Here is a 24,893-nt window from a genome sequence, read left to right on the forward strand (position 1 = left end):
AGTTTGATGAAAATTTATACCAATTCAGCAATTCTTGATACGGCAACATAGATCTGAGAAATCCGATACCAGGTAGGGAAGTCTACAACACCAGATGCAGGCAAATCAAAAATTTGTTGGAACTGGCGAACGGCTTCTTGGGTACGTGAACCAAATGCGCCATCAGCATTGATCTTAGGAATCAAAGGATAGTTGTTGGATATGACATTCAATTGTTCCTGCATCTGACGGACTTTTGCCCCGCTGCTTCCAATCGTAAGATCGTATCCAGGCCAAGAAGAAGGCACACCAGCGATTTCGTCTGCTGTATTAATAAACATGTTTTGACCATAGAAATTACGAAGGATTTCAATTGCTGTATACCCTTGGTCACCAAGAGATTTAGAGCCCCATTGGGTCATCCTTATTGCAAAAAGGGAGGTAATAATAGAAACGGATGGTTGCAGTTTCTTTGTCATATTCCATATGATGGAGTAAGGTTGTTAGAATCTGTCTCTTATCAGAATCCAATACTTGCTCTGACAAAAGGAGAGAAGCAAGGGAAGGGAAAGAAGGAGTTTTTTCGGGTTCATTCGTATAAGCAAGAGTTTCCTTTGGCTCCTTCCTAAGTTGTTCCATCTGTTTGGTTAGTTCTTTCTTCGTTTGTGAGTAATCAGCCAAAGTGTCTATACCATTTAGATAAGCATCTTTTGCGCGCTGTAATCGGGTACTTAATTTATGTATAAGATCTTCTGTAGAAGGGAGATTTTTAGAATGGGTGTGTATGGTGTGCATAGATAACTGGTAAAACATAGAAGTTTGTGGATAAACTTCAAGCAAAGAGTCATGCAATGTGGATAACATCTTCTGTAAGCTGAGTTGATGGGACTGTAGACATCGTCCTTTCTGATAACCGCAGCATTGTAGATTATAATATGTTTTCCCTCTCCTTTCAAGTACTCGTTTATATACAAGAAGAGAACTTCCGCAATTGCTGCATTTTACCAATCCGGATAGCCAATGTTTGCTTCCTGGTGCATGTTTCCTTGGTTCTTGTTTCGTTAAGTCTTGCATCTTGGCAGCAGCATCGTAAAGTTCTTTGGTGATTAAAGGTTCATGAACACCTTGCGTTAGAATTGCAGAAGAGGGGGCTTTCTTTAACTGAAAGCGTATATACCCTGCATAGAAAGGATTGGACAGGATATAGGAAATGGTACGTTTCTCAAAAGGATTTCCACGCTTCGTTCGATAACCATAGGCATTCAGTTCACGTGCGATTTCATATGGGGAGCGGTGGTCAATAACAAATCGATGAAAGATCTGCCGTACAAGAGTGGCTTCCTCTTGGGAAATACGTGGAATCTCTTTAGCATGTGGAATATAGTAGCCAAGAGGGGGGGCCGCTTGATATCCACCACGAATGGCTTTCTCTGTCATACCCTTTAGTACTTCATCAGATAGATTAAGGGAATAGTACTCTGCCATGGCTTCTAGAATAGCTTCTAGAATAATGGAAAATTTATCATCTTCTAGATGTTCGGTAATACTGATCACACGAATGCCACATTCTCTTTTAAGAATAGATTTATAAAGAATACTGTCTTCTCTTGAGCGACTGAAGCGGTCGAACTTATGAACAAGAATTGCGTCAAAGGGATGGGGTTTCTTTTTTGCCATTCGAATCATTTGCATAAAAGCAGGTCGTTTATCTGCACGCCTTCCCGATATTCCCTCATCGATAAATATGAATTCTTCTGGGACATGGTAATCATTGGTCTTGGCATAATTAAGAAGCAATCGCTTCTGTGCATCAGGAGAGTAATCCGTTTGTTCTTCCGTACTGACACGGATATATAGTGCTGCAATATTCATTGATATAGTCTCAAAATCAAAAGGATTACTATATCCGTATTCCATACTATTTGGCCATTATGCTAATACTGTGAAACAAATGCTTCCATACTGGTATACGATATTTACTACGTTGCACAAGAACCAGAAAGTTTTATAAGAATAAATATTCTTGCTTATTCATCAATAAACTTTTATGAGGGGTTTTGTTGTGCTACTGTTGCCGTTTGTTCGTTCATAATATGATTAATATACGCGATTTTCACACTTGAATGTTTTGAAGAGTATGTGGTTGTTAAATTCTAATAAACGTTTTCGATGTGCGAAGTTTGCGTTATGTATTAATAAAAGTAAGATGCTAGAGGTGAGTACCGGAATACAAGTTTCGCAAACAAGAAAGAGGGAGGAAGAATAATATGGAAAAGATTAAGTTTGAAAATTATATTTATGAAAAAAACGGTTCCATCCGAAAGTTTCAAGCGTTATCGGAGGAGGAAAAGAAGGAGATGCATCGGCAGATGTTTCGAATTCTACAAGAACGAACGAACCTAACATGTTCTAACGAAAGTGCTAATAAAGAAAAGGAATGAAGGAATGAAGAAAAGAAAGAAGCAAAGGAATAAAGGAAGGAATAAGTAAGATAGATTAAGGAAACAACATATAAACCATATGGATAAAATTGAAAATGTTGGATAAACTACTTCTAAAACGAATCGTAAGGAGGAACCAATGAAAAAGGTAGTTTCCATATTAGTTATTGTGCTGCTTCTCGCAAGTTTAATTGGTTGTGGGAGTAAAAGTAAGAAAGGGTCAGTTAAGACCCAAGACTTGATTGATTCTATTGGAGAACAGATCGCAAAGGACAAAGGGTTGGGTTCTAAGGAAGAATTGAGTTGGAATGAGGTTGACTTACTTAGTGAGGAAGGAGCGGCAATGGTAGAGAAGATGTCACTTAATCCTTCTATATTAGAAGAGGCAATCTATTACGAAAATCCGATGAATGACAGTGCAGATCGAATTATTATTGCCAAAGTCAAAGAAGAAAAAGATGTAAATACAGTCAAATTAGCTTTTGATGAATTTCGAAAGAACCAGGAGAAAGAGTGGAAACAAAATCTGCCAGAACAATATGAGAAAGTAAAGGGTGGGCAGGTATTTGTAAAGGATGCATACGTGTTCTACTATGTCTATGATGATATTGCCAGCATAAAAAAAATCTCAGATGATGCATTAGTCAAATAAGTATCCTATTGGTTTCTATATCTAGGAACGAATGATCGAACAAAAAAAGGTTTCAATACAAGTAATTGTATTGAAACCTTTTTGTCAATTATTCTTCGTCTTCATCTTCATCAAGCATATCTTGGAATTCTTCATCATCTAAAAATTGATCAAAAGCATCCGCAACTGCTTCATATTCTGCATCATCTTCAATGTTAAGAAGCTCGATTTCATCATTTTCTAATTGTTTGAAACGATATAAGAATACTTCGCTTTCTTCATCAGTTTCTGCTTCATCTGCTGGTAATAATGCAATGTAATCATTTTCACCAACTGGGAAAATAGTTAATACGATACATTCCATCTCGGTACCATCATCTAGTGTTAATGTTACCATTCCGTGTTCTTCTTCGTTGCAACCGCAATTGCAATTGTCATCATGACGTTCGTCGCTCATGTAAATACCTCATTTCTTTGTAATAGAGATTGTCACAGAAGAAATGTAACTTCTGTTCAGTTAGTTACTGTTACTTATTTCCTATTGCAAATCTAAAAAATAAACGATTAGTAAGCTAATGTTTCTCGTTATTATGAATGTATCAGATTGCATGTGAAATTGCAAGGTGTTATTTTAAGAAAACCAGTAAAATTCAATGAGTTTATTGCAAAAAACAGTAAAAAAATATTGACTTTATTGTAAAATGGCATAAAATAATTAAGAGCGGTATATTATGCTACTATAACGGTATAATAGCGATACCTGTTTTTTGAACATTCACAGTTTAGGAGGAGAACATTCAGTGGTTACAAGCAATGCTAATGATAGCAGACCAAGAGAAAACCGTAGCAACGAGGCGAGAAATAATAATTATAGACCTAGAGTAAATCGAGATAATGATAATAATCGCGACCAAAATAGATCTTATAATGGAAACCGTGAAAATCGTCCGTATAATAAGGAAGGAAGACCATATAACAAAGAAGCTAGACCGTTTAACAAAGAATCAAGAGGCTTTAGCAAGCAAGGCGATTCCAACAATCGTGATGGTAGACCTGCAAGACCATACAAACGGGATGGAGAATCATCTGGTAATTACCAGAGAGACAACAATGGATTCAGAGGCAGGGATAACAGAGACGGTAGAGATACAAGAGGCGGAAGCTATAATAGCTACAACAAAGATCGTGGTTACAACAAAGACCGTGACTATGATTCTGATAAGAATGAAGGTAGATCTGGTAAAAGCTACGGCAGCAGAGACCAAAGAATGAAAGATACAAGTTCGCGAGAAAAAGAACAACAACCAGATAAATTTGAAACAATCAAACGTTTAGAGCGTGAGAAAAAAGCCATGCAAAAGAAACAAGAAAGCAAGAAGACAGAAAAGCAGGCAAAACCACAAGTAAAACAGAAGAGAGCGAAGAATATAGATTGGACTCGAGGATATCAAAATGGTCTTTATGACGATGATGATGAAGACTATACAATGTATCTTTAGTACAGAGGATTAACAACTTTTACACCCTGGTAGGAAGAAGGCAAACAAGCTTTTTGAATACCAGGGATGTAGAAGTTTTTTTTATAGTTGAAGCTTTTTCGTGACAACACATATTTGTGAATTATTGCGTATTACGAACAAATGTACTATAATGAAAGATAACGCAGTAAAGAAAAGGAAAGGAATTGCAGAATGTACAAGATTGTGGATCATGTCATAAAAGTCTCTGTACGGAATCTAGTGGAGTTCATTTTAAGAAGTGGCAATATTGATAACACACAGGTGATGAACGCAGATGCAGACGCAATGCAGGAAGGAAGCCGTATTCATCGAAAGATTCAAAAGCGTATGGGAAGTGAATATCAAGCAGAAGTGCCACTTAGTATAACAACGCTAGCATTTACATTAGAGGAAGAATATTCTCTATGCGTAGAAGGACGAGCAGATGGTGTCATTCATACCAACGTATGTGACGACGAGACTGGATTAGAGAAGAATATTGTAATCATTGACGAAATCAAAGCAATCTATATGGATCTGAGTTTCTTAAAAGAAGCATTTTCTGTTCATAAGGCACAAGCGATGTGTTATGCCTATATCGTGGCAAGACAAGAACAATTGGACCAAATTCAGGTGCGAATGTCCTATTGTAATATCGAAACAGAACAGATGAAATACTTCGAAGAAGATTTTACTTTTTCTTATCTAGAACAATGGTTTCTTGATTTGACAGCGGCATTTTCCAAATGGCTTCAATGGCAATGTTCCTGGAGGGAAGAACGGAATGCCTCCATTAAGGGAGTGGAATTTCCATTCCCATATCGAGAAGGACAAAGAGAGCTAGTAACGGGGGTATATCGGACAATCATACGTAATAAGAAGCTCTATATAGAAGCACCTACCGGTGTAGGTAAGACGATTTCTACTGTATATCCTGCAGTTAAGGCAATGGGAGAAGGCTTTAGTAATAAAATCTTCTATATGACGGCGAAGACAATTACTCGAACGGCAGCACAGGATACCTTTTCTTTGCTCTCTTTAAAGGGAATGAGATTGAAAGTAACCACGATAACAGCCAAAGACAAATTCTGCATTCTAGAGAAACCAGATTGTAATCCAGGAGCATGTGAGCGTGCGGAAGGACACTATGACCGAGTAAATGATGCTGTTTACGACTTAATCACTCATGAAGATGCAATAACAAGAGAGTTAATCTTGTCTTATGCGGCCAAACACCGGGTTTGTCCATTTGAGATGTGCTTGGATGTAACAAACTGGTCCGATGCGGTTATTTGTGATTACAATTATGTGTTTGATCCTAATGTCTATCTTCGTCGTTTTTTTGCAAATGAAACGAAAAACGATTATATCTTTTTAGTTGATGAAGCCCATAATCTAGTGGAACGAGCAAGAGAGATGTATAGTGCACAACTTTTTAAGCAGCATTTTCTAGATGTGAAGAAGATTGTGTCGGGTTACAGTAAGAAGATGAGTAAGAGACTTGATGCATGTAATTCCAGTCTTCTGAAATTAAAAAGGGCTTGTGAAGAATGTGAAGTCGTAGAGAATATCGGAGATTTAGTTCTGCATCTTATGCGATTAGTTGCGGAATATGAAGAGTTTTTAGTGGAATGGAAGAACTTTGAAGGGCGAGATCGTTGTTTGGAACTATACCTTCAGATTCGCCATTTTATGAATATGCATGAATTATTAGATGAGCATTATCTAATCTATTCAGATTATGACGAGATGGAAGGATTTCGTGTAAGACTCCAATGTATGAATCCGACGCATAATCTGGCAAATTGTTTAGCCAAAGGAAAAAGTGCAATTTTCTTTTCTGCTACACTTCTACCGATTGCATATTATAAAGACCAATTAGCTGGATCTGAAGAGGATTATGCAATCTATGCACCATCACCATTTGATAAGGAGCGTCGATTGCTAGTCATTGGAAACGATGTGAGTACGAAATATACAAGAAGAAACAGACAGGAATATGAAAAGATAGCAACCTATATTCAGAACTTGGTAAATGGGAAGATCGGAAATTATATGGTGTTTTTTCCATCTTATCAATTGTTAAAAGAAGTAGCCGGTATTGTAGAAGAGAGAAAACGAAGGGATGAGATTCAAGCAGATGTGGATATACAGCATAATAACATGACAGAACAAGAGAAGGAGCAGTTCCTAGAAGATTTTGTAGAGAATCCCACAAGAACAAGAATCGGCTTGTGCGTTATGGGTGGAATCTTCAGCGAAGGAATTGATCTACGAAGCAATCGTTTGATTGGTGTTATCATCGTGGGAACGGGTCTTCCTATGGTATGCAATGAACGAGAACTGTTTCGTAACTATTACGAACAATATAACGGACATGGTTTTGATTACGCATATCTGTATAATGGAATGAATAAAGTGTTACAATCAGCAGGACGAGTGATCCGAACCCAAGAGGATCGTGGAATCATCGTACTGCTTGATGAACGGTTTACCAATCGTCAATACCAGAATCTGTTTCCGAGGGAGTGGTTCCCACACGAAATAACACGAACGGAAGAATTTCCACAATTAGTGCAAAAGTTTTGGTGCGAAACACCGTAACCCTATTACCAGTTGTAATACCTTCTTCCTTCTAAAAAATCATAATGACGTAGGTGATTGTATCGGTTATTCAAAAGAAAGAATATACAGGAACCGAGCAATCCACCGAGTACGCCAAGAAAGATATGTTCCACATCCGTTGCTTCCTGTGCAATAAAATGTTTGCAGAGTTCAATGACGATTGGAAGTGGAAACAAAAGAAGCAAACGGATCAAATGACCTTTTCTCTTAAAAAGTAGGGCAATATAAAAACCATAAGGCAATGTCACCAAAGCTGATGCAAGAATATATTGAAATAATGGTTTCAAGTCCGTGTGATTATAGATGGAGTCTTCAATATAGCATGCAATACGATAGAAGGGAATCATATTACCGTGGGATGCTTCCTTTATGGATTGTTCCATTGTACTACTGATACAAGGCAATGTAACGGGTTTTGCTACAATGAGTAATGCTAAAAAACCAGCATAGTAGATAATGAACTGAATGGAACTTTTGTTAAAAAAACTAGTGAAGTGTGCATATTGCTCTCTGGAATCATGAAGATTGTGAATGACAGAGCAAAGCATAGGAATAAGCCAATTAAGCAAAACGAGGTAAAAAAGCTCCTCTTGGTACTTGATAGAGAAGGCATTTCCTTTTATGAATAAGAATCCGATGACAAAGGAACTAAATAACACAAGGATAAAACTATATAAAAATACAGCATCGAACGTATGAGAGGTTCTTATAAATATGCTGGTACACACAAATAAAGTCAAACATAAGATTGCAAAGAACAGAATTCGATTCGTACAAGTGTAGAAAAATACAAATTCTGATCCTAGGGTTAACAAACTGACTACGTCAATGATTGTTGTAAGTCGTACAGAAAGACGATTCATGATACCATCCTTTCGAAAAGTAATAATTTGTTACGACTGATGCATGAATTGTTCCGTTGTATTAGAACTCACAATTCTGAAACATTCGCAATCTGGTATATAAGTGGTGCTACTTGCGTATGTTTGATCGGCCAACACAGCGTGAAGTGACCGTTTGACCATTGCATCATATAATAATAATGAAAATATTAGGAAAATATGTCTATAACCAATTTACTATATATTTCTACTTTTGTATAGGGGAAAGTTCGTATATTTTGAATAATTTGGAGTGCATACAGTTGTTTTATCCAATCTATATGATTATAATACTGGTAAAGAAGCAGATAAAAGAACTAATAAAAGAGTAAGGTAATGGAAAAGTTGGATTTTTACAAGAGGGGTATTGCAAAAGTAATCTGCAATGTGGTAGTATATGGTTCTAGCATTTTTCTTGGGTATTTAGAAAGGTTTTTACTTAGTCGATTTAAGCAAGAGAATGTATCGTATTTTTATTTGAATGAATAAGCAGGACGAAAGAGTCTAGAGGTAGAACTCCTTTGTTTGCTCATTGCGGAACTTCAATGTGCAGCGGTGGCATTTTGGAGAATAGAGAGTATGGGAACGAAAGACTTTTGATAAAGATTACGTACACATGATTACAAATGAAAATGGAGAATATTACATTTGTACGAAAGGTAAAAATCCTTTATAGTAAATAAGCATGTGAAGGTTTGCATCTAAGAAAAATGGCTTATGTATATGAAGGAGAATTGTGGAATGAAATATTATTGTAGAATATTGATTGCGCTTATCGGTATTTTCTTTGTAGGGTTAGGTGTGGCGTTTAATGCTGCAACGCTATTTGGAAATGATGCGATTGCGATTTTATATGATGGCTTAAGAAATGTATTGAAGATGTCACCAGATCAATTAGGATTGGTTTCGAACGGTGTAAATGTTGCAATGATCATCGTTTTATTTTTCTTAGGAAAAAGATTTATTAATATAGGAACGTTGATCTACATTTTGCCATTTGGATTTTTTGTTTCAATCGGAACGAAGATCTTTCATCTTTTTTTACAACAGGAAAGTTTTATACAACGAATCATTGGAGCTGTTATAGGCTGCAGTGCAACGTATTTTGGAGTGGCATTATTTATCTGGGTTAATTTGGGACTGGATCCATTTACCGGAGTTGTTATGGCAGTATCGGAAAAATTAAAATGGACGTTTCGTAAGACGAAAATCTGTTTTGACATTATCATGGTAGCGACTGGATTTCTTATGGGCGGAAAACTTGGCGTGATTACGCTGGTAACCGTATTGACCGCTGGTCCAATTATTCAGTTCTTTACAGAACAGCTCAGAAAAATCCGCCTAGTGGAAGATAATAAATAATCAAATTATCTTGTTGCTTGATGCAGAATGTTAGCTATTGGGGAAATAGGTAAGTGAACATAAGGTTTTTTGTAAAGTTTATATAAGATCATACTATAAAATCTTCATAGAATAGGAAGTTTGAATTAGACGCGAATGTAGTCTTTCTTGCTTCTTGATTTATGAAGATTTTTTCTGACTTTTTGAACGCATTTCGAAGACATTGCATGTTATGAAATTCCTGTTTGAATTTGTCTACGAAACATTACAAAATGTGGTAAAATGGGAGTAAAGAAAAGAACTTAGGATAATGTTAAATGAAACGGTTATATAAAAAATTTTGAACAGAAGTTAGACGTTGCATATTCATTTAGAAAGAGAGGCGAGAAGAAAAATATGAAATTTATTCATACAGCAGATCTGCATATTGGAAAAGTTGTGAATGAGTTCAGTATGTTGGAAGAACAGAAACATGTGTTGGATCAAATCCTAACGATTGCAAAGGAAGAAGAGGCTGACGCTTTGGTATTAGCAGGAGATATCTATGATCGTTCTGTGCCTTCTGCGGAAGCTGTGATGGTATTAGATCAGTTCCTTCGAGAAGCCACAGCACTGGGAATTTGCATTTTTATGATCAGTGGAAATCATGATTCTCCGGAGCGAATAGCATTTGGACAGAGCATTATGTTGGAAAAGAAACTATACGTAGAAGGGGTTATCCGAGGGAATATGGAACCCATTGTTCTTGAGGATACATACGGTCCTTTGTATGTGTATTTGCTTCCATTTGCAAAGCCGGCGACAATACGACATCTATATCAGGATGAGGAGATTGTATCATGTGAAGATGGTGTTCGTAAGATGATTGAAGCAGCAGGTGTAGATGAAGCAGCGAGAAATATTTTAGTTACCCATCATTTTGTTACCAATACAGGGAAACCACCAGAACAAAGTGAGTCTGAATCAAATCTGTTGTTAGGTGGAGCAGAGAATGTAGATATTCATGTGTTTGATGCATTTGATTATGTTGCACTTGGACATATCCATGGTCCACAACGAATGGGAAGGGATACCATACGATATAGTGGTTCACCAATCAAATATTCCTTTTCCGAAGTCTTTCATAAGAAGAGTGTATCAGTAGTGGAAATCAAGGAAAAGGGGAATGTAACCATTTGCACAAGGGAGCTGACTCCACTCCATGATATGAGAAAAATTAAAGGGAAACTAGAAGAACTGATGAGTGAAGATGTGTATTCTTTAGCTGATGTGAATGATTATCTACATGTAACCTTATTGGATCGGCAGGAATTGTATGATCCGATGGGCGAATTGCGAAGTGTCTATCCGAACGTTATGCAGATTGCATTTGAAAAAAATGAACGGAAGAAGCAAGACGAAGGGCTGGAACAAGCCAGAATCTCAGTAAAACGGAAGAACATCTATGAACATTTTCAGGATTTTTACCAGAGTGTAACGGGTGAAGAATTGACAGAAGAAGAGGAGCAATGTATGAAGGACACGATTGAGGAGATTGGAGGGGAACAACAATGAGACCAATTCAGATCACCATTGCAGCGTGGGGCTCCTATAATGAGAAAGTTGTGGTGGATTTTACCCGATTTAATCAGGGAAGTTTATTCTTAATTACAGGACCAACAGGAGCAGGTAAGACAACAATATTTGATGCCATTTCTTTTGCTCTATATGGAGACGTAAGCGGAAAGACGCGTGAAAAAGGGTCCTTGCGCAGTGACTTTGCTGCAGCGGGAGAAGATACTTTTGTAGAGTTGCTCTTTGAACACAAAGGAAAACAGTACAAAGTGTACCGTGCACCCAAATACGAACGACCAAAGAAAAGAGGAGAAGGAACCACCACATCCCTTGAAGTTGCAGAACTATATGTGGAGGATCAACAGCCAATTGTAATCATAACAGAAGTGAATCGAAAGATTGAAGAAATTCTCGGATTGACATATCAGCAATTCAAGCAGGTTTCCATGATTGCCCAGGGGGAATTCCTAGAATTGCTTGTAGCCAGTTCAAAAGACCGTGTTGAAATCTTGCGAAATATCTTCAAAACCAATCAATATGAACGTTTGCAGAAGGCGTTAACAGAGAAATCTCTTCGTTTACAAAAAAATCTTGCGGAACAAAATAGCCGATTGGAAGAAATCGTGAATACATTAGATACAACCAAAGAAGAGGAAGAATTACAAGAATTATTGGAAAGCCCACCTTATCATTATGCAAGAATTCTAACACTTCTTAAAGAGTCTATTGCAGATGGGAAAAAGCAGGATCGAATACGGGAGGAAGAGATCCAGATAATGGAGAAACGGGAGAAAAAATTAGTTGAAACCATTGCAAAGGGCGAGAAAGTGATGGAAGATCGAAGACGCCTGCAACTATTGGAAGAAGAACACCTACAACTGGAGGCACAAAAACAAGAAGTTGTGCTAAAACAGGAAAAAGCAAAATGTGCATTGAAAGCGATGCAGGTAGAATCTTTTGATCGTATGTATGCATCTTCTGTAACGCGCTATACCAATGCAAAAGGAAAATGGGAGAAGATCAAAGCAGAGTTAGAAGAAGTTAAGCCAGAGCATACCAAGAGGCAGGAACAATTTCAACAGATCGAGGGTATGGAAAAGGTTCTACTACAACTACAGATGAAACAACAGCAGGTTGAAGGGTATGTTCCATTGATGGAAGAGATAACAACACTTGAGAAAAAGAGGGAACAGAATCTTGTAGAATATAAGAAAAACAAGGAGAACCAACAAGCAAGCCTGGAAGAACAAAAACAACTGCAGGAAACATATGAAAAAGAGAAGGAAGAATATGCTTCCTATGAGAATCTGGAAGTAGCAATTGAACAGAACAAAGCAAAACAGGAGAAACAGAATACCCAATTGAATCGCATTCGTGTGTTACAGCAGAAGAAACAGGAATTAGAGGACCAGATTCGTAATTGGCAAGCACTTGTTCCAGCGTATAAGGCAATAGAAGAGGAACAGATGCAGGCAAAACGCATTTATGATGAAAAAGAGATGGAATATCGAAGAGCAATTGTAGGAATTGTTGCGCGAGAACTAGAGGAGGGAAAACCTTGTCCTGTTTGTGGTTCAACAAGTCATCCAAAAAAAGCAGTTGTGGCACATGATGTTCCAAACGAGAAGGAAGTTGAAGAATACAAGAAGACAGCGGAGAAAAAGAACGCAGCATATCAGCAATATTTTATTAAAATGACTGGTATGAAAGAAAAACAGAAGGCACTACAGGAAGAATTGGAGCATTCCTGTCTAGAACAGGATCTTGCCATTAACCAGATTGAGGGAAGAGAGAACGAACTGCTCCTTGCTTTACAGGAGTTACAACAAGAAGAACAGCTACTTGGTAAGAAGAAAACCAAAAAAGAGGCTGTTAAGAATTGTATCGTTGAAAGAGAAAAAGCGATAAAAGATGTGGAAAACATATTGTCCCAACTAGGAAACAAAGCACAGCTTTTACAACAGGAACAAAGACAATGGGAAGAACAGCTTCAACAAAAGAAAGAGGCTTTACCAGTTGAATATAAAACAGTGGAAGCAATTACAGAAACACTGACTACTCTTAAAAATCAAATAGCAGCAAGCAAAAAGGAAATCAGTGCAATTCGAGAAAACTATGAAAAAATTAATTCAAGATTTGATCAATTGCAAGCGCTTCGTTGTGAACGAGAAGAGGAGATGCGTTCGATTCATGGACAATCTAAGGAAGAGAAAAAGAATCTGGAAGAAGCCCTTATAAAGTATGGATTTTCCTCCAGAGAAGCATACCAACAAGCATTTCTTCCAGAGGAAGAACGAACACGTTTAGAACAAGAAATCAAACAATATATGGACACCTATAGTCAAAATGAAGCACAGCAGAAGACGCTTAAAGAAACAATTGGGAAAGAACAGGTTCTTCCCTTGGAGGACTTGCGTAAGGAACAGGAAAGCTGCAGGAACAAAAAAGCAGAATTGCTTGAAAAACAACAGATTTCCCATACCAAACGAATGGTGAATCAAAAAGCATCACAGGCTTTAGAAGAAAAGATTAAAAAGCGGGCTGTTTTGGAAGAAGAGTATGGTGTACTAAAACAGTTGGATAATGTGACAAAAGGAAACAATTCCGAGCGTCTGGTATTCGAACAATATGTATTGGCATCGTATTTTGAAGACATCCTTCATGCAGCCAATCTGCGATTGCTGGTAATGACCAACAGCCGTTATGAACTTATGCGGTCAATGGGGGTGAATGATGCCAGAAAGAAAGACAGTTTGGATCTGGAAGTACTTGATCACTATACGGGAAAGAAACGATCGGTGAAATCGCTATCTGGAGGAGAATCGTTCAAGGCGGCTCTTTCCTTAGCACTTGGTATGTCGGATATTATCCAGAGTTATGCTGGGGGAATTCAGATTGATACGTTATTCATTGATGAAGGATTTGGCTCGCTGGATACAGAATCCTTAGAGCAGGCATTGGAGACCTTATCGGGCCTGACGGAAAAGAATCGTTTGATCGGGATTATATCCCATGTTAATGAGCTCAAGGAACGGATTAATGACCAGATCGTGGTGGAACGAGGAAAACATGGAAGTACGCTGTATATGAAGACAATTTAATGATGTAAGGGTCAAGTATCATGGAATATCATTTGACCCTTATATTTAGTTCACATTTTCTCATGTATGCAGGGCAGAAAGCATGAAAATGTTTTAATAAAAGAAATTATTCAAAAAATTAAAAAAACACTTGACTTTCTTGTCGAAAACAAGTATACTAGCAAAGTACTTGTGACGTAGCAATACAGAGCAGTACTTTGATATGGGATCATAGCTCAGCTGGGAGAGCATCTGCCTTACAAGCAGAGGGTCATAGGTTCGAGCCCTATTGGTCCCATTCCTTATCATTATGTTAAGGACAAGAAATCAAATATGGCGGAGTAGCTCAGTTGGCTAGAGCATGCGGTTCATACCCGCAGTGTCGGCGGTTCAAATCCGTTCTCCGCTATTATATTTACTGAATGAGATGTCAAATAATAGGTACACTATTATTTGACATTTCTTATATTAGGGGTCGGGTTTCAAAAACCCTTAATTTCAATCGTAATCAGGCTTGTATCAAATAGAATAACAAATGGCTAAAAGGAGGAATAACATGCGAGTAGGTATGGGATATGACGTACACAAATTAGTGGAAAACCGTGATTTGATCCTTGGAGGGGTACCCATTCCATATGAATTAGGGTTATTGGGACATTCGGATGCGGATGTTTTGTTACATGCAATTATGGATGCACTACTGGGTGCAGCAGCGCTTGGAGATATTGGAAAACATTTTCCCGACACGGATGATCGATACAAAGGAATCTCGAGTTTGGCTTTATTAAAAGAAGTAAAAAATTTGCTTGATCAGGAGCTATATGTCATTGAGAATATTGATGCAACCATTATTGCACAAAAACCAAAGATGGCTCCTTATATTCAAACGATGCGTGAGAACATTGCAAGTACTCTTCAGATTGAAGTGAGTCAGGTTAATGTCAAAGCTACTACAGAAGAAGGCTTAGGCTTTACAGGAGAAGGAAAAGGAATCTCCTCTCAAGCAATCTGTATGTTGACGAACGTTAGTAATTATGCCTATGATCATGTGATAGAAACCTTCCAACCAGCAGGTGGTTGTGGCGGATGCAGCGGTTGTAGCGGTTGCGGTAAGAAGAATGCTCCTGTGTAAGAGCAATATTGGTATATGATTAGGGTGTCAAAAGCCCATATGATCATTATATTCACTGGAAACACACAAACAAAATAAGGAATACTAATATTTTAAGTTGACAAAACATAAAATAATGAATAGAATAAAGCAAAGAATAGTGTAAAAGCGATGAACAGAAAAGTAGCAGATATTGAGATAACAGAGATGGAGTGTCACCGGCTGTAAGCATTCCTTATCAACGTATAGAATAATCTTCTTACAAATGGTTTGTAAGACTGTGAAGTGCATCTGGGAGCTGATTTTGTGAAAGGGTACTGTAGCAAGATCCGGTAGCAGCCGTTATGTGTAATGAGAGATTAATAAGAAGTATTGATTAATAAATAGAGTGGAACCGCGAAGTATTCGCCTCTAATAGGATGTTTGTCCTGTTAGAGGCGTTTTTTAGTTGATGCAAAGGTCAAAAGGTCATTTCACATTGTGCTTGCACAAATGTGAATATGACATATTGACCTGCAGGACATGAGCAAGAAGCGCGAATGCGTGGATTGCGAATGTTCCAGAATTGTGGGAGTTGCGAAGCAACGAAACAATTCGTGCATCATACAAAGGTCAAAAGGTCATTTCACACCTGGCTTGCACAAATGTGAAATGACGCTCTAATCAATGTGATCCCAAATGGAAGGAAAGTGGTTAAGAATGGGATTTATAAAGTTTGTAAAAGAAGAGATGCAGATTATCAAAGAACGAGATCCTGCAATCAAGACGCCAATGGAAGTTTTTTTATATCCAAGTTTTAAAGCCGTATTACGGTATCGGATTGCACATAAATTATATTTGAAGAAGCATTTCTTCTTGGCAAGATGGTATTCGCAAAGAACGGTTCGAAAAACAGGTATTGAAATTCACCCAGGGGCAACAATAGGAAAAGGGTTATTTATCGATCATGGAAATGGTGTTATAATAGGTGAGACTGCCATTGTGGGAGATAATGTTACCTTATATCAGGGCGTGACATTAGGTGGTACGGGTAAAGAGACGGGAAAACGTCATCCTACCATCGGTGATAACTGTATGATTAGTGCAGGTGCAAAAATCTTAGGATCCTTTACCGTTGGAGAGAATTCCAAGATTGGTGCGGGTAGCGTTGTTCTGTCCGAGGTACCGCCAAATTCAACAGTTGTTGGTGTGCCAGGACGTGTTGTCAAACGAGATAACGTGAAAGTGCCAAGAGAAGATATGGATCAAGTACATTTACCAGACCCTGTTTTGAATGATCTGTCAAGATTACAAGAAGAAAACTGTACATTACGGGAAGAGTTAGAAGCACTGAAGAAACGGGTAGAATTATTAAGCAAGTAAGTATAGGTAGGCTAGTTGGAATGACTAGGTTGCAAAATGACTACGTTATAGACAACTAAATGATGATTATTAAGTTACGTAATGAAAAGCAAGAGAAAGGAATGGTGAAGCAATGAAATTATACAATACATTAACGAAGAAGAAAGAAGAATTCAAACCACTAGAAGAAGGCAAGGTACGTATGTATGTGTGCGGACCTACTGTTTATAACTATATTCATATTGGTAATGCAAGACCAATGATTATGTTTGATACAGTAAGAAGATATTTTGAATACAAAGGATATCAAGTAAACTATGTATCAAATTTTACAGATGTAGATGATAAAATCATTAAGAAAGCCGTAGAGGAAGGTGTACCAACCACTGAGATTACGAAACGTTACATTGATGCTGTTAAGGAAGATATGAAAAACCTTAATGTTAAGCCTGCAACAACCCATCCATTAGCGACTCAGGAAATCGATGGAATGATCGAGATGATTCAGACGCTTATTGAAAAAGGGCATGCGTATGAAAAGAATGGTACCGTTTATTTTAGAACAAGAAGTTTTGATGGATATGGTAAATTATCTAAGAAAAACATTGATGATTTGGAAGCTGGGGCAAGAATTGCAGTAAGCGAAGAAAAAGAAGATCCAATGGATTTCGTTCTTTGGAAACCAAAGAAAGAGGGCGAACCATACTGGGAATCTCCATGGAGTGAGGGAAGACCAGGTTGGCATATTGAATGTTCCGTTATGAGTAAGAAATACCTTGGTGACCAGATTGATATCCATGCAGGTGGAGAGGATTTAATCTTCCCACACCACGAAAATGAAATTGCGCAAAGTGAAGCTGCCAATGGAAAAGGTTTTGCAAAATACTGGTTACACAATGGCTTTTTGAATATTGATAATAAGAAAATGTCCAAATCATTAGGAAACTTCTTCACCGTACGTGAAGTTGGTGCCGAATATCCATATGAAGTATTACGTTTCTTCATGCTAAATGTTCATTATAGAAGTCCAATCAACTTCAGCAGAGAATTGATGGAATCAGCAAAAAATGCATTAGAGAGAATCAAGAATGCAGTAAGTAACCTTGCATTTCTTCTTGAAAATGCACCAGAGCGTGCATTAACGGCAGAAGAGACAGAATTCTACAAGACAATACTTGAGAAGAAAGAAAAATTCGAAGCAGCAATGGATGATGACTTCAATACAGCAGATGCTGTTGCAGCAATATTTGAAATGGTAAAAGCAGCGAACACGAGCTTAACTGCTGATTCCTCAAAGCAAGTCATCGCGGATACAAAAAATTGGATTGTAACATTATCGAATGTATTAGGTGTTGATGTGGATACAAAGGAAGAATTATTAGATAACGATATTGAAAAATTGATTCAGGATCGTCAAGACGCGAGAAAGAATCGTGATTTTAAGAAAGCGGACGAAATTCGTGATCTACTATTAGAAAAAGGAATCATTCTTGAAGATACGAGAGAAGGGGTAAAATGGAAGAGAGCATAAAAGAAATCGCCTTTGCCAAATATCTTAGAGGTGCGTTCGAGTTAGAAGAGGTGGATATTAAAACCTATTCCCCTTTAACCCTTGCATATATTGGTGATGCGATTTACGATGTAATTATTCGTACCTTACTAGTAGAGAAGGGAAATGCACCTGTTCAGAAACTTCATAAGAGAGCAAGTTCTCTTGTGAAAGCTTCTGCCCAAGTGGAGATGTATCGGGCAATAGTAGACGAACTGACAGAGCAGGAGATGAGCATCTATAAGCGTGGTCGTAATGCCAAGTCATTTACATCAGCCAAAAATGCATCCATTACCGATTACCGTATGGCAACAGGTGTGGAAGCACTGGTAGGATATCTATATCTAACGGATCAGATGCCGCGAATCATTACATTAATGAAACTAGGACTTGCTCAGATGAACGAGGAGAAAAAGTAAAAACCATGCCATAGGCAGATAGGAGATTTATGAGATACGAAGAATTTACAATTGAAGGTAGAAATGCGGTTTTAGAAGCATTTCGTGCAGGAAAGACAGTGGATCGTCTATTCCTTTTAGATGGTTGCCAGGACGGACCAATTAAATCCATTCTTAGAGAAGCAAAGAAGGGAGATACCCTAATCAATTTCGTTAAGAAGGAACGTCTTGACCAGATATCTGAAACTGGAAAACACCAGGGTGTTATTGCTTATACAGCTGCTTACGAATATGCAACAGTAGATGATATCCTACAAGCAGCCAAAGAAAAGGGCGAACCACCTTTCATCATCGTGTTAGATAATATTGAAGATCCTCACAACTTAGGTGCGATGATCCGTACCGCAAACCAAGCAGGTGCACATGGTATCATCATTCCAAAACGCCGTGCCGTAGGCTTAACAGCAACGGTTGCGAAAGTATCGGCAGGAGCGATTAACTATACACCAGTAGCCAAGGTTACCAACCTTGCCACAACGATTGAAGACCTTAAGAAAGAAGGTTTATGGTTCGTCTGTGCAGATATGGACGGAGAAGTGATGTACAACCTAGATCTGAAAGGACCAATTGGTTTAGTAATTGGTAGTGAAGGAGAAGGTGTAGGAAGACTTGTGAAAGAAAAATGTGATTTCGTAGCAAAGATTCCGATGTTAGGAAATATTGATTCTCTGAATGCTTCTGTTGCAATGGGTGTACTTTCTTATGAAATTGTTCGTCAGAGAATGAAGTAGGGAATAAAGTGCGTATATTTTTCAGATATTTTATACAATTATATTGACAACCTGTATACGATTTGTTAAAATATCTTCGTTGACGCGATATGTGTTAACAAATCGAATACAGTTGCTGCCATGGCTCAGTCGGTAGAGCGTCGCCTTGGTAAGGCGGAGGTCGGCGGTTCAAGTCCGCTTGGCAGCTTAATAAAAAACCCTTGATGATTCAAGGGTTTTTGTTTTTGTTATTCCTCTTCTTCGCCTTCTTTTACGATCTCTCCTAGAACACGGATCAAGTCATGAATCGTGTTAATTTGGACATCTCGCTCTAAGATGATGTTACGTAGACCAACGGATAGGGTATCGAATTTTTCTTTTACTTGCGGAGCAATATAAGACATGAATCGGACCTCACTTTCTATGCTGGTTAACATAAAATTGTCTGGAGCAATCCACTCCAGCAGCATGTTTTGATCAACTTGAAACCGGCTAGGATTACTCATCGTCATCCAGAATAGAATGCTTAAGCTAACACCATTTTGCTGTATTCCTTGTGGATACATAAACATGTGCCAGACAATAAGATGAAGAACAACTTCTATAATAATAAGGGAAATTACAATTAATGTACTAACTAAAACTTCGTATTTGAATGTTTTATCAGTAGGTGATAAATTGTAATGTTCTCTTATGAAAAATAGTATCTCCATATGAGATAGATTAACACGTAAAATCTATGTGAAATTATACCTAAAGAATGAAAAAATAGCCAAAATCAATTGGAAAAAAGCGAAAAGCAAAGTATAATGTAGAAAAGAGATAATAGGAGGTATTGTTGATGAACAAATCAATAGAAAATATTATTGAAAAAGCAAGTATATCATTTCAAATGATTCATGAAATGAATGCGGCGGTACAGAAACTGTGTGAAGAAACGAAGAGTTCCGAGAATATTACAATTTCTGTTGAAGATGAATGCTTGAATGTCAAGATTAAAGTTGGAGAGAACACAGCATATACGCAGATCGCCATGTCTGAACTATATGCAAAGGTTATGAAAGCAAATACGGCAAATTGTTATGATAAGATCCTTGAGATCATTGAAGAAGGAATTGATGAAAATATTATGGTATATGCAAATTATGCCAAATAGATGAAATAAGATGTTTACATAAGCGCTCAGAAAACAGTGGAAACTACAATAGCAACAATGTTTTCTGGGTGCTTTTTGTTTGCTTGCAATCTGTAGTAAAAAAAGATAGAATAAAGTACAACAAGCAACAATGGAGGAAATAGAATGAAAATCGTGTGTTTGGAAGCAAATTGTTTAGGAAATGATGTTGATTTAACTTGTCTTCAGGAGTTTGGAGAAGTGGTACAATATGGTTCATCAACAGTGGAAGAAACCATTGAGCGTGTAAAAGATGCCGAGGTAATCGTAGTGAATAAGGTACCAATGAATGCGGATACATTAGCAGGAGCAACGAACCTAAAAGTCATCTGTGTGACGGCAACAGGAACCAATATTATTGATACAGAATATACAAACGGAAGAAATATTACGGTAATGAATGTGAAAGGATATTCCACAGATGCTGTGGTACAACATACCTTTGCCTTACTCTTTTATATATATGAAAAATTAAATTACTACGATTGTTTTGTTAAATCAGGTGAATATGTAAAGAATGATATCTTTAGCCATTTTGATAAAAAATTCTTTGAATTAAAGGGAAAGAGATGGGGAATCATCGGTCTTGGTGAAATCGGAAAAGGTGTAGCAAAAGTAGCAGAGGCATTTGGCTGTAAGGTATGGTATTATTCTACATCAGGTAAAAATCATGACCAGATATATGAGCAAGTTTCTTTGGAGAAATTGTTACAGGAGTCTGATATCATATCCATTCATGCTCCACTGAATGAGCAGACTACCAATCTGATCACAAAGAAAGAATTAAGCCAGATGAAGAAAACAGCAGTACTATTAAATCTTGGAAGAGGTTCGATTATTAATGAAGCAGATTTAGCAGATGCTTTGGAAGAGGAACTGATTGCAGGAGCTGCACTTGATGTTTTAGCAAAGGAACCAATGGCTGCAGATAACCCTCTATTGCGTGTACAGGATAGTACAAAGTTGATCATTACGCCACATATTGCGTGGGCACCTGTGGAAACAAGAAGGCGTGTGGTAGAAGAAGTATGTATGAATATGAGGGCATACTTGGCTGGAGAAGAGAGAAATGTGGTAAAATAGTACTATTTTGTAAGAAAATAGGGTTGTAATAAATGTAAAACTTAACAAGATTATGAAATTATTTTTAGAATATTAATTAAATGTTTCACTTGAATAATGGATGCAATTGGCGGAATGTATAAAGATAATCCGTTCAATTGCATTTGTTTTGTGCAAAAACACCATGAAAATTAATAAATGTAAAATATTGTAGCTTAATATGGATGAAAAAGGGCTGGAAAACTCTTGATTTTTTGACTATCTATGTTATACTTATTAAGTAAATGTTAACAAAATGTTACTTGCTTTTCGAAGATGTTTCTTAATTATTATAACTATTACAAAATAAATCGTTTGAATCAAAGAAACAAGGTACGAAGATAAAGTTGAGTGAGTAATAAGTGGATTGCGGGACAGCGCTTTCCTACTGCAAGTGAGTGTATGAACAAGCACTTACAATTTCAAATTCATAATAATGTAACGATTGTTATTATGTGACCAAAGATAACCCAAAAAAGGTTATTAAAAGGAGATTTTATATGAAGATGAAAAAATTCTTGCTTTGTATGGCTACAGCATTATTTGTAGCAAATACAGTAAGTATCAACGCATTTGCAGCGGAAGTGAATACAGTAGAACAGACACAAAACGCAGAGACAACAGTTAATGATACAACTTCACAAGAAGTAGATCAAACTACTACAAGTGATTCTACGAACACAGAAGAGAATACAACAGAAGAAACAGAAACTGCTGAAACAACAGAAACAGTAGAAGAGTCAAAAAATGAAGAAACAGATAATGTTGATAAGGTTAAAGAAGTAAAAGAAACATCTACCAAAACAACCACGACAAAGAAAGTTACAACAGCAAAAGTTTCTTACACAAAAGCCGAATTACGTTTATTATCTGCTTTGATCTATTGTGAAGCAGGGAATGAGTCCTATGCTGGAAAATTAGCAGTTGGAATCATCGTAGTTAACCGTATGGAATCAAAAGCATTTCCAAATACGTTAAAAGGTGTTGTATACCAAAAATCACAATTTGGACCTGTAAGAAACGGTTCATTAAACAGAGCATTAAATGAATATGATAATAATAAGTTTACTTCCGCAAGAGAAAAGCAATGCATCAAAGCTGCAAAAGCTGCATTAAGCGGAACCAAAACAATCACATATAAGAAGAATGGGAAAACAACCAAGAAGAATTTAAGCGGATACTATTATTTCAGTGGTAGATTATCCAATGCAAGATTTTCACTTGGTGGACATCAATTCAAGTAAAAACAGCTGATATATATAATGCTACAGTAATAACGATTAGATTATTACTGTAGTATTTTTTTTCGTTCAGAAGATGGGCATGGTCTAGTGTTATAATTTTTTCATCTGTTATGTGAATTCTTTTTATATCATGAGTTCAAGGATAAAAATTTTAGTTTTATCTAAATAGGAGTATAGTATATCCAAAAAATGTTTTGTCATATTATGAATAGCACTTTTCTAATCGAGGTAAGTGTGGTATGATAAAGTTGAAAGAAATCTACTTTTCTACTACTGGTATAAGAAGCCAGTTTTATTTTGCAATTTTGTATTGCGAGAGCATGTAGTGCGTAGTAATACATAGTATCTAGAGTGGCATACTAATTTTGACGTTCTTACTATAGAAGTAAAGTTGACATAAATTATGTTACACAATGTTACGAGTGCAGTAATTATTCAGAAAGTAGACATCTGACAGTTACAGAACGAGAACGTAGGAGGAGTCATTGAGTCATGGAAAATGTTTCGACAGAGAAGGAAGTTGTATCGAAAAACTTCATTGAACAAATTATTGATAAAGATATTGAAGAGGGACATTGCAAACAGGTTGTTACCAGATTCCCACCAGAACCAAATGGTTATCTTCATATCGGTCATGCAAAATCAATTCTTTTGAATTCTGGTTTAGCAAAAAAGTATAATGGTAAATTCAATTTACGTTTTGATGATACGAACCCAACCAAAGAAAAAACAGAATTCGTGCAGTCTATTATTGAAGATGTAAAATGGATCGGTGGAGAGTTTGAAGATCGATTATTCTTTGCATCCGATTATTTTGATCAGATGTATGAAGCAGCGATTAAGTTGATTAAAAAAGGAAAAGCATTTGTATGTGATTTGACAGCAGACGAAATTCGTGAATATAGAGGAACATTAACAGAACCAGGTAAGAACAGTCCTTACCGTGACAGAAGTGTTGAAGAAAACTTAGAATTATTCGAAAAGATGAAGAATGGGGAATTCGAAGATGGAACAAAAGTTTTGCGTGCGAAGATTGATATGACATCCCCTAATATCAACATGAGAGACCCTGTTATCTATCGTGTTGCGCATATGTATCATCATAATACAGGTGACAAATGGTGTATCTATCCAATGTATGATTTTGCGCATCCAATTGAAGATGCGATTGAAGGAATCTCCCATTCCATCTGTACATTGGAGTTTGAGGATCATAGACCATTATATGACTGGGTTGTTAAAGAGTTAGAATATGAAAATCCTCCAAAACAAGTAGAATTTGCAAAGATGTATTTGACCAATGTTATTACTGGTAAGAGATATATTAAGCGTTTAGTAGAAGAAAAAATCGTGGATGGCTGGGATGATCCGAGACTTGTATCCATTAGTGCATTAAGAAGACGTGGATTTACACCAGAATCCATTCGCAAGTTTATGGAATTATGTGGCGTATCAAAGAGCAACAGTTCTGTTGATTATGCAATGCTTGAGTATTGTATTCGTGAAGATCTTAAACTAAAGAGACCGAGAGTTATGGCTGTTCTTGACCCAATCAAATTAGTAATTACCAATTATCCAGAAGGACAGATTGAATATCTTGAAGAATCGGTAAATCAAGAAAATCCGGAGATGGGAAAACGAGAAGTTCCTTTCGGAAGAGAATTATATATTGATCGAGATGATTTCATGATCGAACCACCAAAGAAATATTTCCGTTTGTTCCCTGGTAATGAAGTGCGCTTAATGAACGCATATTTTGTTACTTGTACCGATTACATTACCGATGAAACTGGTAAAGTAACGGAGGTGCATTGTACGTATGATCCAGAAACAAAGAATGGGACAGGATTTACAGCAAGAAAAGTGAAGGGAACCATTCACTGGGTAGAAGCTACAACTGCAGTAAAAGCGGAAGTTCGACTTTATGAAAATATTGTAGATGAAGAAAAAGGAGTGTATAATGAAGACGGAAGTCTTAATTTAAATCCGAATTCACTAACAATTCTTAAGGAATGTTATATGGAACCTGCTGTGAAAGAAGCAAAACCTTTGGATAGTTTCCAATTCTTAAGACAAGGTTATTTCTGTGTGGATTCCAAAGATTCCAAAGAAGATCATCTTGTGTTTAATCGAATCGTTTCATTGAAAAGTTCTTATAAACCAGTTTAGGGAGG

20 protein-coding genes, 3 tRNA genes, 1 pseudogene and 1 other annotated feature are annotated in these 24,893 nt (G+C 37.1%); of the genes and pseudogenes, 19 read left to right on the forward strand and 5 right to left on the reverse strand.

Going from position 1 to position 24,893, the window contains the following annotated elements:
• Nucleotides 1–14: 14 nt before the first annotated feature.
• Nucleotides 15–401: pseudogene (locus HBB17_RS14200) on the reverse strand (peptidoglycan-binding protein); the annotation flags it as partial.
• Entirely contained in the window at nucleotides 382–1,896 is a 1,515-nt protein-coding gene (locus HBB17_RS14205; protein WP_167958175.1) for a recombinase family protein, read from the reverse strand. The gene HBB17_RS14205 and the pseudogene HBB17_RS14200, both read right to left, overlap by 20 nt.
• A 350-nt stretch (nucleotides 1,897–2,246) precedes the next feature.
• On the opposite strand from HBB17_RS14205, the gene HBB17_RS14210 reads away from it, so the two are divergent.
• A complete protein-coding gene (locus tag HBB17_RS14210; protein WP_167958176.1) occupies nucleotides 2,247–2,420 on the forward strand; it encodes a hypothetical protein in 174 nt (57 codons plus the stop codon).
• Between the two features lie 139 nt (nucleotides 2,421–2,559).
• The gene (locus tag HBB17_RS14215) at nucleotides 2,560–3,072 is read left to right on the forward strand and encodes a DUF4358 domain-containing protein (RefSeq protein ID WP_167958177.1); all 513 of its coding nucleotides are present in this window, start codon (nucleotides 2,560–2,562) and stop codon (nucleotides 3,070–3,072) included.
• 88 nt (nucleotides 3,073–3,160) lie between these two features.
• Here the strand turns inward: HBB17_RS14215 and HBB17_RS14220 are convergent, their stop codons facing one another.
• Nucleotides 3,161–3,508, reverse strand: a complete 348-nt coding sequence (locus HBB17_RS14220) for a DUF1292 domain-containing protein (RefSeq protein WP_167958178.1) — start codon at nucleotides 3,506–3,508, stop codon at nucleotides 3,161–3,163.
• Nucleotides 3,509–3,851: 343 nt separating this feature from the next.
• Between HBB17_RS14220 and HBB17_RS14225 the strand changes: the two genes are divergently transcribed.
• Nucleotides 3,852–4,550: a hypothetical protein gene (locus HBB17_RS14225; protein WP_167958179.1), complete on the forward strand. Its 699-nt coding sequence runs from the start codon at nucleotides 3,852–3,854 to the stop codon at nucleotides 4,548–4,550.
• 192 nt (nucleotides 4,551–4,742) lie between these two features.
• Complete coding sequence (locus HBB17_RS14230; protein WP_167958180.1) at nucleotides 4,743–7,154, forward strand: ATP-dependent DNA helicase; 2,412 nt, start codon at nucleotides 4,743–4,745, stop codon at nucleotides 7,152–7,154.
• 5 nt (nucleotides 7,155–7,159) lie between these two features.
• Here the strand turns inward: HBB17_RS14230 and HBB17_RS14235 are convergent, their stop codons facing one another.
• Nucleotides 7,160–8,038: a VanZ family protein gene (locus HBB17_RS14235; RefSeq protein ID WP_167958181.1), complete on the reverse strand. Its 879-nt coding sequence runs from the start codon at nucleotides 8,036–8,038 to the stop codon at nucleotides 7,160–7,162.
• A 759-nt stretch (nucleotides 8,039–8,797) separates the two neighbouring features.
• Here HBB17_RS14235 and HBB17_RS14240 point away from each other — a divergent pair.
• The 11 genes from HBB17_RS14240 (at nucleotide 8,798) to HBB17_RS14290 (ending at nucleotide 19,408) form a co-directional block, all read left to right on the forward strand.
• Nucleotides 8,798–9,418, forward strand: a complete 621-nt coding sequence (locus HBB17_RS14240; RefSeq protein WP_238483755.1) for a YczE/YyaS/YitT family protein — start codon at nucleotides 8,798–8,800, stop codon at nucleotides 9,416–9,418.
• A 375-nt stretch (nucleotides 9,419–9,793) separates the two neighbouring features.
• Nucleotides 9,794–10,951 (forward strand): exonuclease SbcCD subunit D, encoded by a 1,158-nt coding sequence (locus tag HBB17_RS14245; RefSeq protein WP_167958183.1) that lies wholly within the window; start codon nucleotides 9,794–9,796, stop codon nucleotides 10,949–10,951.
• Nucleotides 10,948–14,052 (forward strand): AAA family ATPase, encoded by a 3,105-nt coding sequence (locus HBB17_RS14250; RefSeq protein ID WP_167958184.1) that lies wholly within the window; start codon nucleotides 10,948–10,950, stop codon nucleotides 14,050–14,052. The genes HBB17_RS14245 and HBB17_RS14250 overlap by 4 nt, the downstream gene beginning before the upstream one ends.
• 204 nt (nucleotides 14,053–14,256) lie before the next feature.
• Nucleotides 14,257–14,329 (forward strand) — tRNA-Val (locus HBB17_RS14255).
• A 37-nt stretch (nucleotides 14,330–14,366) separates the two neighbouring features.
• Nucleotides 14,367–14,440: transfer RNA gene (locus HBB17_RS14260), tRNA-Met, on the forward strand.
• 147 nt (nucleotides 14,441–14,587) lie between these two features.
• Nucleotides 14,588–15,163, forward strand: coding sequence for a 2-C-methyl-D-erythritol 2,4-cyclodiphosphate synthase (gene ispF / locus HBB17_RS14265; protein ID WP_167958185.1), 576 nt, complete (start codon nucleotides 14,588–14,590; stop codon nucleotides 15,161–15,163).
• A gap of 141 nt (nucleotides 15,164–15,304) precedes the next feature.
• Nucleotides 15,305–15,558, forward strand: a binding site (T-box leader).
• A 283-nt stretch (nucleotides 15,559–15,841) separates the two neighbouring features.
• Nucleotides 15,842–16,504, forward strand: a complete 663-nt coding sequence (epsC, locus tag HBB17_RS14270; RefSeq protein WP_167958186.1) for a serine O-acetyltransferase EpsC — start codon at nucleotides 15,842–15,844, stop codon at nucleotides 16,502–16,504.
• Nucleotides 16,505–16,616: 112 nt separating this feature from the next.
• Entirely contained in the window at nucleotides 16,617–18,014 is a 1,398-nt protein-coding gene (gene cysS / locus HBB17_RS14275; RefSeq protein WP_167958187.1) for a cysteine--tRNA ligase, read from the forward strand.
• Nucleotides 17,999–18,451 (forward strand): Mini-ribonuclease 3, encoded by a 453-nt coding sequence (locus tag HBB17_RS14280; RefSeq protein ID WP_167958188.1) that lies wholly within the window; start codon nucleotides 17,999–18,001, stop codon nucleotides 18,449–18,451. Before cysS ends, HBB17_RS14280 begins: the two co-directional genes overlap by 16 nt.
• Before the next feature lie 29 nt (nucleotides 18,452–18,480).
• A complete protein-coding gene (rlmB, locus tag HBB17_RS14285; RefSeq protein WP_167958189.1) occupies nucleotides 18,481–19,221 on the forward strand; it encodes a 23S rRNA (guanosine(2251)-2'-O)-methyltransferase RlmB in 741 nt (246 codons plus the stop codon).
• A 114-nt stretch (nucleotides 19,222–19,335) separates the two neighbouring features.
• A tRNA-Thr gene (locus HBB17_RS14290) sits at nucleotides 19,336–19,408 on the forward strand.
• 40 nt (nucleotides 19,409–19,448) lie between these two features.
• On the opposite strand, the gene HBB17_RS14295 is transcribed toward HBB17_RS14290, so the two are convergent.
• A complete protein-coding gene (locus tag HBB17_RS14295) occupies nucleotides 19,449–19,913 on the reverse strand; it encodes a hypothetical protein (protein ID WP_167958159.1) in 465 nt (154 codons plus the stop codon).
• Nucleotides 19,914–20,041: 128 nt separating this feature from the next.
• Between HBB17_RS14295 and HBB17_RS14300 the strand changes: the two genes are divergently transcribed.
• From HBB17_RS14300 to HBB17_RS14315, 4 genes are all read left to right on the forward strand, one after another.
• Nucleotides 20,042–20,356, forward strand: a complete 315-nt coding sequence (locus HBB17_RS14300; RefSeq protein WP_167958190.1) for a hypothetical protein — start codon at nucleotides 20,042–20,044, stop codon at nucleotides 20,354–20,356.
• A 144-nt stretch (nucleotides 20,357–20,500) separates the two neighbouring features.
• Nucleotides 20,501–21,457: a D-2-hydroxyacid dehydrogenase gene (locus tag HBB17_RS14305; RefSeq protein WP_167958191.1), complete on the forward strand. Its 957-nt coding sequence runs from the start codon at nucleotides 20,501–20,503 to the stop codon at nucleotides 21,455–21,457.
• A gap of 518 nt (nucleotides 21,458–21,975) precedes the next feature.
• Nucleotides 21,976–22,719 (forward strand): cell wall hydrolase, encoded by a 744-nt coding sequence (locus HBB17_RS14310; protein WP_167958192.1) that lies wholly within the window; start codon nucleotides 21,976–21,978, stop codon nucleotides 22,717–22,719.
• A 492-nt stretch (nucleotides 22,720–23,211) separates the two neighbouring features.
• Nucleotides 23,212–24,888 carry a glutamine--tRNA ligase/YqeY domain fusion protein gene (locus HBB17_RS14315; protein WP_167958193.1) on the forward strand — a complete coding sequence of 559 codons (1,677 nt, stop codon included), beginning with the start codon at nucleotides 23,212–23,214 and terminating at the stop codon, nucleotides 24,886–24,888.
• Nucleotides 24,889–24,893: the final 5 nt, after the last annotated feature.

Origin of the sequence: Anaerosporobacter faecicola, assembly GCF_012070565.1 — a bacterium.
Classification (GTDB): Bacteria; Bacillota; Clostridia; order Lachnospirales; family Lachnospiraceae; genus Anaerosporobacter; species Anaerosporobacter faecicola.

What these genes read in the sequence shown, in the direction of transcription:
- cysS (WP_167958187.1), top strand. Translation starts at nt 16,617, where the DNA reads ATGAAATTATACAATACATTAACGAAGAAGAAAGAAGAATTCAAACCA.
- HBB17_RS14300 (WP_167958190.1), top strand. Translation starts at nt 20,042, where the DNA reads ATGAACAAATCAATAGAAAATATTATTGAAAAAGCAAGTATATCATTT.
- HBB17_RS14250 (WP_167958184.1), top strand. Translation starts at nt 10,948, where the DNA reads ATGAGACCAATTCAGATCACCATTGCAGCGTGGGGCTCCTATAATGAG.
- epsC (WP_167958186.1), top strand. Translation starts at nt 15,842, where the DNA reads ATGGGATTTATAAAGTTTGTAAAAGAAGAGATGCAGATTATCAAAGAA.
- HBB17_RS14210 (WP_167958176.1), top strand. Translation starts at nt 2,247, where the DNA reads ATGGAAAAGATTAAGTTTGAAAATTATATTTATGAAAAAAACGGTTCC.
- HBB17_RS14205 (WP_167958175.1), bottom strand. Translation starts at nt 1,896, where the DNA reads ATGGAATACGGATATAGTAATCCTTTTGATTTTGAGACTATATCAATG.
- HBB17_RS14245 (WP_167958183.1), top strand. Translation starts at nt 9,794, where the DNA reads ATGAAATTTATTCATACAGCAGATCTGCATATTGGAAAAGTTGTGAAT.
- HBB17_RS14295 (WP_167958159.1), bottom strand. Translation starts at nt 19,913, where the DNA reads ATGGAGATACTATTTTTCATAAGAGAACATTACAATTTATCACCTACT.
- HBB17_RS14215 (WP_167958177.1), top strand. Translation starts at nt 2,560, where the DNA reads ATGAAAAAGGTAGTTTCCATATTAGTTATTGTGCTGCTTCTCGCAAGT.
- HBB17_RS14310 (WP_167958192.1), top strand. Translation starts at nt 21,976, where the DNA reads ATGAAGATGAAAAAATTCTTGCTTTGTATGGCTACAGCATTATTTGTA.
- HBB17_RS14235 (WP_167958181.1), bottom strand. Translation starts at nt 8,038, where the DNA reads ATGAATCGTCTTTCTGTACGACTTACAACAATCATTGACGTAGTCAGT.
- HBB17_RS14230 (WP_167958180.1), top strand. Translation starts at nt 4,743, where the DNA reads ATGTACAAGATTGTGGATCATGTCATAAAAGTCTCTGTACGGAATCTA.
- HBB17_RS14220 (WP_167958178.1), bottom strand. Translation starts at nt 3,508, where the DNA reads ATGAGCGACGAACGTCATGATGACAATTGCAATTGCGGTTGCAACGAA.
- ispF (WP_167958185.1), top strand. Translation starts at nt 14,588, where the DNA reads ATGCGAGTAGGTATGGGATATGACGTACACAAATTAGTGGAAAACCGT.
- HBB17_RS14305 (WP_167958191.1), top strand. Translation starts at nt 20,501, where the DNA reads ATGAAAATCGTGTGTTTGGAAGCAAATTGTTTAGGAAATGATGTTGAT.
- rlmB (WP_167958189.1), top strand. Translation starts at nt 18,481, where the DNA reads ATGAGATACGAAGAATTTACAATTGAAGGTAGAAATGCGGTTTTAGAA.
- HBB17_RS14315 (WP_167958193.1), top strand. Translation starts at nt 23,212, where the DNA reads ATGGAAAATGTTTCGACAGAGAAGGAAGTTGTATCGAAAAACTTCATT.
- HBB17_RS14240 (WP_238483755.1), top strand. Translation starts at nt 8,798, where the DNA reads ATGAAATATTATTGTAGAATATTGATTGCGCTTATCGGTATTTTCTTT.
- HBB17_RS14280 (WP_167958188.1), top strand. Translation starts at nt 17,999, where the DNA reads ATGGAAGAGAGCATAAAAGAAATCGCCTTTGCCAAATATCTTAGAGGT.